Here is a 10,450-nt window from a genome sequence, read left to right as displayed (position 1 = left end):
GGGACGGGGTGCGTTCCGCTCACGACGTTCCGAGCTCCTCGTCGAGGAAGTCGAAGATCTCGTCGTCGGTCGCCGACTCGAACTTGTCGGCGGCAGCGACCCCACCGTTCGTCGTCTGGGTCCGCTGGCCTGCGGTCAGCTTCGCCAGCACCTGCTGCAAGCGTGATGTGAGGTGTGTCCTGGCGGCTTCGTCCGCCACCACCTCGGCGAAGGAGTTCTCCAGCTTCTCCAGCTCCGACAGCACCGGCAGCACCACCGACGCGTCCGGCTCTTCCGCGACGAGTTCCTCCGCCAGATACCCGGCCAGCGCCCTGGACGTCGTGTAGTCGAACAGCAGGGTGGCGGGCAGCCGAAGGCCGGTCACCGTGCCCAGCTGGTTGCGCAGTCCGACCGCGGTCAGCGAGTCGAAGCCGAGCTCGAGGAATCCACGGTCCGGGACGATGGCGCGAGTGTTGTCGTGGCCCAGCGCCATGGCCGCGTGCTCGGTCACCAGTTCCAGGAGCGCCTGCTGCCGGGCGGCAGGCTTCATCGAGCCGATGCGGCGACGCAGGTCGGCGGGGTCGGCGCCGGAACCGGCCGTGGATGTCCTCGCGGGGCCGCGCCGAGCCGTGGTCCGGATGATGCCCCGCAGCAGGGCCGGGATCGGCCCGTCCTGGGCTCGCCACGCCGAGGCGTTGAGCCGTGCCGGGACCAGGGTGGCCGCGTCGATGCCGCAAGCGGCGTCGAACAGGGCCAGGGCCTCCTCGGAGGCCATCGGAGTCACGCCGTCCCGGGCGATGCGCCGCGTATCGGCCTCGTCCAGCTTGCCGGTCATGCCGCTGCGCTCCGCCCACAGCCCCCATGCCTGTGACTGGGCGGGAAGGCCCTCGGCCCGGCGCCGGTGCGCGAACGCGTCCAGGAAGGCGTTGGCGGCGGCGTAGTTGGCCTGGCCCGGGCCGCCGAGCGTCCCGGAGAGCGAGGAGAAGAGCACAAACGCGGACAGGTCGAGCCCGGCGGTCAGCTCGTGCAGGTTGAGCACCGCGTCGGCCTTGGGCCGCAGCACGCGGTCGATGCGCTCGGGTGTGAGGGCCTCGACGACGCCGTCGTCCAGCACTCCGGCCGTGTGAATCACGGCGGTGAGCGGGTGCTCGTCCGGCACGGAGGCCAGAAGCGCGGCGAGGGAGTCGCGGTCGGCGGTGTCGCAGGCGGCGACCGTGGCGTGGGCGCCGAGGTCCGCCAGCTCCGTCCGCAGTTCGGCCGCGCCGTCCGCGGCGAGGCCGCGGCGGCTGGCCAGCACGAGGTGGCGCACGCCGTGCTCGCCGACGAGATGCCGGGCGACCAGGCCCCCGAGGCCGGACGCCGCTCCGGTGACCAGGACGGTGCCCTGCGGGTCCCAGGTGATGCCGGTCGTGGCCGTGTCCTGCTCGGGCGCGTTGCCGCGAGCCGGGACCCGGGCCAGCCTGCCGGCCAGAACCGTGCCGTCGCGGACCACGATCTGCGGTTCATCGGCGGTGAGCGCCGCCGGGAGGACCCGGCGTGAGCCGTCCTGCTCGTCCAGGTCGGCCAGCACGAACCGGTCGGGGTTCTCGGACTGGGCCGAGCGCACCAGGCCCCAGACGGCCGCGCCGGCGGGGTCGGCGACATCGGTGTCGTCGCCCGCCGCCATGGCGCCCCGGGTGAGGAATACCAGCCGGGAGGCGCCGAAGAGGTCGTCGGCCAGCCAGCTCTTGAGCAGGTCGAGGGCGCGGTGGCCGACTTCCCGTACCATCTGCGCCAGGTCGCGCGTCCGGCGGCTGCGGGACACGCAGGCGGCCAGGACGACGTCGGGCGCGGTGGCGCCCGCGTCGATGGCCCCGGCCAGGGCCGCGAGATCCGGGTAGGTGTCCACCGTGACACCGGCCGATCGGAGGGCGCCGGTCACCTCGGCCTGGTCCGGTCCGACGAGCGCCCAGGGTCCGGCCACCGCGTCATTCGGGGCGCGGGAGGTGTCCGGGGCGGTCGGCACCCACTCGACCTGGTACAGCGACTCGTAGCGCTGGGCGGAGTTCACCTGCTCCGGGGCCACGGGCCGCAGGACGAGGGAGTCCACCGAGGCGACGAGCGCGCCGGAGGTGTCGGTGGCGTGCAGCGAGACCGTGTCCTCGGCGACGCTGCCGAGCCGTACGCGCAGCGCGGACGTGCCGGCGGTGTGGAGGGTCACCCCGTTCCAGGAGAACGGAAGGGTGCTGCCGTCGGTGCCGGACGGCTTGAACGCCACGGTGTGCAGCGAGGCGTCGAGCAGTGCCGGGTGCAGACCGTACCGCGCGGCCTCGGCTTCCTGCGCCTCGGGCAGGTCGACCTCGGCGAAGATCTCGTCGCCACGGCGCCAGGCGGCTCGCAGCCCCTGGAAGGCCGGGCCGTAGGCGAAGCCGACGTCGACGAACCGGTCGTAGAGGTCGGCCACCTCGATCGGCTTCGCGTCCGCGGGCGGCCACACGGCGAAGTCGGCGGCCACGGACTCCGGTGCCGTGGTGGCCGGGTCCCTGGTGAGCAGGCCGGTCGTGTGGCGGGTCCAGGGGTCGTCCGGCTGGGCGTCCTCGGACCTGGAGTACAGGTTGAGCGAACGGGCTCCGGACTCGTCCGGCTCGCCCACGGTGAGCTGGATCTGGACCGCGCCCCGTGCGGGCAGGACCAGCGGCGTCTCGATGGTCAGCTCGTCCAGCCGCTCGTAGCCCACCTGCTCGGCCGCGCGCAGGGCGAGCTCCACGAAGGCCGTGCCGGGGAAGAGGACGGTGTCCGCGAAGGCGTGGTCGGCCAGCCACGGCTGGGAGGAGACGGACAGGCGGCCGGTGAACAGGTACGTGTCGGTGTCGGCCAGGGCGACGGCGGCGCCGAGGAGCGGGTGGTCGGGCGAGTTCAGCCCCGCCGAGGTCACATCGCCACTGGCGGCCGGCGCCGATTCGAGCCAGTAGCGCTGCCGCTGGAAGGCGTAGGTGGGCAGCTCCACCCGCCGGGCGCCACGCCCGGCGAACACCGCCTCCCACTTCACCGTGGTGCCGTGGACGTGCAGTTCGGCCAGCGCCATGGTCAGCGACTGGATCTCGGCGCGGTCCTTGCGCAGCACGGGGACGAGGGAAGGAGCGGGCCCGCCATCCGACTCCCCAGCCGTCAGGCAGTCCTGGGCCATCGCGGTGAGCACACCGTCCGGGCCCACCTCCACGAACGACGTCACGCCCAGGTTCTCCAGGGCCCGTACCCCGTCCGCGAACCGCACCGCCTCCCGCACATGCCGCACCCAGTACTCCGGCGAGCACAGCTCATCCGCGTTCACCGACGTGCCGGTGACGTTGGAGACCAGGGAGAGGGTCGGTGAAGCGAACGACAGCCCCTCGACGACCTTCCGGAAGTCACCGAGCACCCCGTCCATGCGCGGGGAGTGGAAGGCGTGGCTCACGCGCAGGCGGCGCGTCTTACGGCCCTCCCGCTCCCACTGTCCGGCGATCTCCAGCACGGCGGGCTCATCGCCCGCGATGACCACGGCGGTCGGGCCGTTGATCGCGGCGATGCTCACCTCGGCCTCACGACCGGCGAGCGACGCGGCGATCTCCGCCTCGGGCGCCTGGACGGCCACCATCGCGCCGCCCTCGGGGAGCGCCTGCATCAGACGGCCACGGGCCGCCACCAGCGCGCACGCGTCCTCCAGCGAGAAGACGCCCGCCACATGCGCGGCGGCGACCTCGCCGATGGAGTGGCCGATGAGCACATCCGGGGTGACGCCCCAGTGCTCCAGCAGCCGGAACAGCGCCACCTCGATGGCGAACAGCGCGGGCTGGGTGAACGCCGTCTGGTTCAGGAGTCCGGCGTCCGCACTGTCCTCGGCCGCGAACATCACCTCGGTGAGCGGACGGTCGAGCAGCACATCGAGATGTGCGCACACCTCGTCCAGTGCCTGGGCGAACACCGGGAAGGCGTCGTACAGCTCCCGGCCCATGCCCAGGCGCTGCGCACCCTGGCCCGAGAACAGGAACGCCGTCTTGTGCTCGGCCCGCGCCACGCCCTGGATCAGGGTGGCCGCGTTCCTGCCCTCCGCCAGCGCGTCGAGTCCGGACAGGAACTGCGCGGGCTCCTCGGCGACCACAACGGCGCGGTGGGTCAGGGCGGAACGGGTCGTCGCCAGCGAATAGCCGATGTCGGCGACGTCAGCGGCGTGCGCGGTACGCACGCCGTCGAGCTCGCGCAGTCGCCGGGCCTGAGCGCTCAGCGCCTCAGGGCTGCTGCCGGAGAGCAGCCAGGGAACCACCGCGGTGCCGACCGGCGAACCGGTGGCCTCGCCGCCCGTTTCCGGCGTCGGCGACGCGACGGCGTCAGCCGCCTCGATGATGGTGTGCGCGTTGGTGCCGCTGATCCCGAAGGACGACACGGCCGCCCGGCGCGGGCGGTCCGTCTCCGGCCACGAGGTCGGCTCGCGCAGCAGGGACACGGCGCCGCTGGTCCAGTCGATGTGCGGCGAGGGCTCGTCCGCGTGGAGCGTCTTCGGCAGGACGCCCGTACGCATGGCCATCACCATCTTGATGACCCCTGCCACACCGGCGGCCGCCTGCGTGTGCCCGATGTTCGACTTGACGGAGCCCAGCCACAGCGGCCGGTCCTCCGGCCGCCCCTGGCCGTAGGTGGCCAGCAGTGCCTGGGCCTCGATCGGGTCACCGAGCGAGGTGCCCGTGCCGTGGGCTTCCACCGCGTCCACATCGGCGGTCGACAGGCCCGCGTTCTCCAGGGCCTTGCCGATCACCCGCTGCTGCGCCGGGCCGTTCGGGGCGGTCAAGCCATTGGAGGCACCGTCCTGGTTGATCGCCGAGCCTCGGACGACAGCCAGCACCTCGTGGCCGTTGCGCCGGGCGTCCGACAGCCGCTCCACCAGCAGCAGGCCCACGCCCTCGGACCAGCCCGTGCCATCGGCCTCGGCGGAGAACGGCTTGCACCGTCCGTCCGGCGACAGCACACGCTGGGCGCTGAACTCGATGAACGTGCCCGGCGTGACCATGATGGTCACACCGCCGGCCAGCGCCATGTCGCACTCGCCCTGGCGCAGGGACTGGCAGGCTAGGTGCAGGGCGACCAGCGACGACGAACACGCGGTGTCCACCGTCACGGCCGGGCCCTCGAAGCCGAAGGTGTAGGAGAGGCGGCCGGAGGCGACGCTCGAGGCGCTGCCGAGTCCGAGATAGCCCTGCACACCGTCCGGTGCGCTGATGGCCCGCCCGCCGTAGTCCTGGTAGTTCGAGCCGATGAAGACGCCCGCCTGGCTGCCACGCAACGCCGCCGGGTCGATCCCGGCACGCTCGAACGCCTCCCAGGAGGTCTCCAGCAGCAGCCGCTGCTGCGGGTCCATGGCCAGGGCCTCACGCCGCGAGATACCGAAGAAGTCCGGATCGAAGTCGGAGACGTTGTCCAGGAATCCGCCGGTGCGTGCGTAGGTCTTACCCGGCTTGTCGGGGTCGGGGTCGTACAGCCCGTCGAGGTCCCAGCCACGGTCGTCGGGGAACCCGGAGATCGTGTCGACTCCGGCGTTCACCACGTCCCACAGCTGCTCCGGGGTCCGCACGCCGCCCGGGAACCGGCAGCTCATCGCCACGATCGCGATGGGCTCATCGAACGAGTCCGAGCGGGTCGGCGCCGTCTCGGCGGAACCGCCCTCCTCGGTGCCGAACATCTGGCCGTTCAGGAACCGTGCCAGCACCGTGGGCGTGGGGTAGTCGAAGACCAGGCTGACCGGCAGCCGCAGCCCGGTCGCCGCGCCGATCCGATTGCGCAGTTCAACGGCGGTCAGCGAGTCGAAGCCGAGGTCGCGGAAGGCACGGTCCGACGCGACCGCGTCCGCGCTGTCGTGCGCGAGGACATCGGCGGCCTGGGCACGCACCAGGTCCCGCAGCGCCCCTTCGCGCTTCTCCGCGGGCAGGGCCGCCAGCCGGTCGTGGAGTTCCCCCCGCCCGGGGGCGGCACTGCCCTCCGTGAGCTGCTTCCCGGTGGTCGTGCTCCGCGCGCTCCGCAGCTGGCGGAAGAGAGGAGTGTCGACGGAGTCCGCTTCGAAGCGTGTCCAGTCGATGTCCGCGACCGCGAGGAACGTCTCGTCGTGGTCCAATGCCTGCTGCAGCGCTGAAATCGCCAGCTCGGGGGGCATGGCCAGGATCCCCGACCGGCTCATCCGCTCGCCGACCTCGCCCGTGGCGAGGCCGCCTCCGGCCCAGGCACCCCAGGCGATGGAGGTCGCCGGAAGCCCATCCGCGCGCCGCTGCAACGCCAACGCGTCGAGGTAGGCGTTACCCGCCGCGTAGCTACCCTGGCCCGGACCGCCCAACGTAGCCGCCGCCGAGGAGAACAGCACAAACGCCGACAGGTCCATCCCGGCGGTCAGCTCATGCAGATTCCGCGCCGCGTCCACCTTCGGACGCAGCACCCCGGCCGCCCGACCCGCCGTCAGGGCGTCCACCACACCGTCGTCCAGCACACCGGCCGCATGCACCACGGCCGTCAGCGGGAACTCCTGCGGAATCGCGTCCAGCACCGCGGCCAGCGCCGCACGGTCCGCGGCGTCACACGCCGGCACCGTCACCCGGGCACCCAGCGCCTCCAGCTCCGCCTTCAACTCGGCGGCGCCCTCGGCCTCCATACCACGACGGCTCGTCAGCACCAGATGCTCAGCACCGGTACGCGCCAGCCAGCGGGCCACATGGCCACCGAGCGCACCCGTACCACCGGTCACCAGCACCGAACCACTCGGACGCCAGCCATCCGCGGCCGTGGCCTCAGGCGCGGAGGCCCGCACCAGCCGCTTGGCGAAGACGCCGGACCCGCGCACCGCGACCTGATCCTCGCCCTCCGCGGCGGTCAGCACTCCGGCCAGACGGGTCATCGCGCGGTCGTCCATGGTCTCGGGCAGGTCCACGACGCCGCCCCAGCGCTGGGGGTACTCCGCCTCAAGGATCCGGCCCAGGCCCCACAGCATCGACTGCACCGGGCTCACCAGCCGGTCGGAGCGTCCCACCGACACCGCGCCCCGGGTGCCGCACCACAGCGGAGCCACCACATCCGCATCGCCCAGCGCCTGAACCAGGCCCACCGTCGCCGCCAGCCCGGCCGGGACCACCTCGAACGACTCATGTGCCGACTCGTCCAGCCCCAGCAGCGAGAACACACCCGCCACGCCCGACGGCTCCACCGCTGCGCCATCGAGGGCCACGCGCAGCCGCTCCGTAATCACCTCACGGTCATCCGACGCCCCGACGGCTACGCGAACCACATGCGCACCGCGCCCGGCCAGCCCGTCCAGCACGGTGGCGACCAATACATCGTCACCACGGCCTTCCGAAAAGGCCACGAGCCAGGTGCCCGAGAGCGTGGTCTCGGACGCGGACGCCAGGGGCTTCCAGACCGCCTGGTAACGCCAGCCGTCCACCGTGTTCTGTTCACGCCGCTGACGGCGCCAGGACGACAGCGCCGGAAGCAACGCCGTCAACGACGACTGCTGGTCCTCGTCCGCCACCTCCAACGTCCGTGTCAGCGCCTCCAGGTCCTCGCGCTCCACCGCCTCCCAGAAGCGCGCGTCCACCGCATCCGCGCTCAAGCCGTTACCGGCAGCCGCCTCGACAACCGGGTTGGCGTCCAGCCAGTAGCGCTGGTGCTGGAAGGCATAGGTGGGCAGGTCGACGGGGTGCGCACCGGTTCCGGCGAACACCGTCCGCCAGTCCACGGCGATGCCGCCGACGTGGGCTTCGGCCAGGGAGGTCAGGAACCTTTCCGGGCCGCCTTCGTCGCGGCGCAGCGAGCCGACGGCCGCCACGGGGGTGCCGTGGCCCTCGGCCGTCTGCTCGATGCCCATGGTCAGCACCGGATGCGCGCTGGCCTCCACGAACGTCTGGAAACCCTCATCGAGAAGCACCCGCACGGTCTCGTCGAAACGCACCGTCTGACGCAGATTCCGGTACCAGTACGCGGCGTCCAGACCGGCCGTGTCCAGCACCCCGCCGGTCACCGTCGAATAGAACGGCACCGACGACGAGCGCGGGGCGATTCCCGCGAGGATCTGCTGAAGCTCGTCCTCGATGGCCTCGACATGAGCGCAATGCGAGGCGTAGTCCACGGGAATCCGGCGGGCCCGGATCTCCTCCGCCTCGCAAACCGCCAGCAACTCCTCCAGCGCGTCGACGTCACCGGAGACCACGACCGCCGAAGGACCGTTCACCGCCGCCACCGACAACCGCTCACCCCACGCCTCAAGCCGCTCCCGCAACGCCTCCACCGGCAGCGACACCGACACCATGCCCCCGCGCCCGGACAACGCCCGAATCGCCTGGCTGCGCAGCGCCACCACCTTCGCGGCATCCTCCAACGACAACGCACCCGCCACACACGCCGCCGCGATCTCACCCTGCGAATGACCGATGACCGCCGCCGGCTCCACACCGTACGAACGCCACAACTCCGCCAACGACACCATCACCGCCCACAACACCGGCTGCACCACATCCACCCGCTCCAACGCCACCGCAGCACCCTCACCGCCGCGCAACACCTCCACCAGCGACCAGTCCACATGCGGCGCCAGGGCCGCCGCACATTCCTCGATCCGCTCCGCGAACACCGGCGAGGAATCCAGCAGCCCGGCCGCCATCCCCACCCACTGCGACCCCTGACCAGGGAAGACGAACGCAACCCCGGCACTGCGCTTGGCAACGCCTTCGACCAGCCCGGAGCCGCCCCGGCCCGCAAGGTGATCAGTCAGCGCCCGTACGGCCCCCGCACGATCGGAGGCCAGCACGACCGAACGGTGCTCGAAGGCGGTCCGCGTCGTGGCGAGGGAGAATCCGATGTCCTCGGCCGCGACCTCCGGGTGCCGCTCCACATGCTCCAGCAGCCGCCTGGTCTGGGCGCGCAGCGCCGCCTCGGACTTGCTCGACAGCAGCCAGGGGACGAGCGGCAACGCCGTCCGGGGCACCGCCGCCCCCTCCGCCACGCCCGCGTCAGAAGCGGTGTCGGCAGCGGCCGGCGACGGCGCCTCCTCGATGATGGCGTGGGCGTTGGTGCCGCTGATGCCGAACGAGGACACACCAGCCCGGCGCGGCTCCTCACCCCCGGGCCACGCGGTGGCCTCGGCGAGGAGCTCGACAGTGCCCGTCGCCCAGTCCACGTGCGGGGACGGCTCCTCGATGTGCAAGGTGGGCGGCAGCATGCCGTGCCGCATCGCCAGCACCATCTTCATCACACCCGCCACACCGGCGGCCGCCTGCGTATGACCGATGTTCGACTTCACCGACCCCAGCCGCAGCGGATCATCCGCCGTACGCTCACGGCCGTACGTGGCCAGCAGCGCCTGCGCCTCGATCGGATCACCCAGCGACGTCCCCGTCCCATGCGCCTCCACCGCATCGACCTGCCCGGCCGTGAGCCCGGCGTTGGCCAACGCCTGACGGATCACCCGCTGCTGCGACGGTCCATTGGGAGCGGACAGCGCACTGCTCGCACCGTCCTGATTGATCGCCGTACCCCGCACAACCGCCAACACACGATGCCCATTGCGCCGCGCATCGGACAGCCGCTCCAGGAACAGCATGCCCACACCCTCAGCAGGCCCGAACCCGTCCGCCCCCGCCGCGAACGGCTTGCACCGCCCATCCGCCGCAAGCCCACGTTGACGGCTGAAGCCAATGAACGTGCCAGGGGTGGCCATGACGGTGACACCACCGGCCAGAGCCAGGGAACACTCCCCCTGGCGCAGCGCCTGCACCGCCAGATGCAGAGCCACCAGCGACGAGGAACACGCGGTGTCCACCGTCACCGCCGGACCCTCCAGACCCAGGGTGTAGGCCACACGCCCGGACACGACACTGATGGCGCTGCCGGTCACCAGATGACCCTCGACACCATCGGGGGCCTCGTGCACCCGCGGCCCGTAGTCAGGGGCCACCGCCCCGACGAAGACCCCGGACCGACTGCCCTTGAGCGAGGCCGGATCAATACCCGCCCCCTCGATCGCCTCCCACGAAGTCTCCAGCAGCAGCCGCTGCTGGGGGTCCATCGCCATCGCCTCACGTGGCGAGATCCCGAAGAAATCGGCGTCGAAGTCGCCGACGTCGTGCAGGAACCCACCCTCACGCGCATACGAGGTACCCGGCCGATCAGCGTCCGCGTCATAGAGCGAGTCGAGATCCCAGCCGCGGTCCTCGGGAAACGGTGTGATGGCGTCCTCGGCCCCGCTCAGCAGCCGCCAGAACTCCTCGGGGGTGCGCACCCCGCCGGGGAAGCGGCAGCTCATCCCGACGATCGCGATCGGCTCCCGGGCCGCCGACTCCACATCCTGGAGACGCTGCCGCGTCTGGTGCAGATCAGCCGTCACCCGCCGGAGGTAGGCGAGCAGCTTTTCTTGTTCCGACATCAGAACCTCTCGGAGTCAGCGCTTCGGGGGCGGGTGGGCGGCGGGCAGGTGTGGCTTCGTGGA

At 71.9% G+C, this 10,450-nt stretch carries 1 protein-coding gene; it reads right to left on the bottom strand.

Annotated elements, in window-relative coordinates; all coding sequences use genetic code 11:
- Nucleotides 1-19 precede the first annotated feature (19 nt).
- Nucleotides 20-10,387 carry a type I polyketide synthase gene (locus tag KHP12_RS00705; protein ID WP_210608714.1) on the bottom strand — a complete coding sequence of 3,456 codons (10,368 nt, stop codon included), beginning with the start codon at nucleotides 10,385-10,387 and terminating at the stop codon, nucleotides 20-22.
- Nucleotides 10,388-10,450 lie beyond the last annotated feature (63 nt).

Origin of the sequence: Streptomyces asiaticus, assembly GCF_018138715.1 — a bacterium.
GTDB lineage: Bacteria > Actinomycetota > Actinomycetes > Streptomycetales > Streptomycetaceae > Streptomyces > Streptomyces asiaticus.
This window is presented reverse-complemented; position numbering and strand designations above follow the sequence as displayed.

Excerpts from the sequence above, each read along its gene's own strand:
- KHP12_RS00705 (WP_210608714.1), bottom strand. The coding sequence starts at position 10,387 with ATGTCGGAACAAGAAAAGCTGCTCGCCTACCTCCGGCGGGTGACGGCT.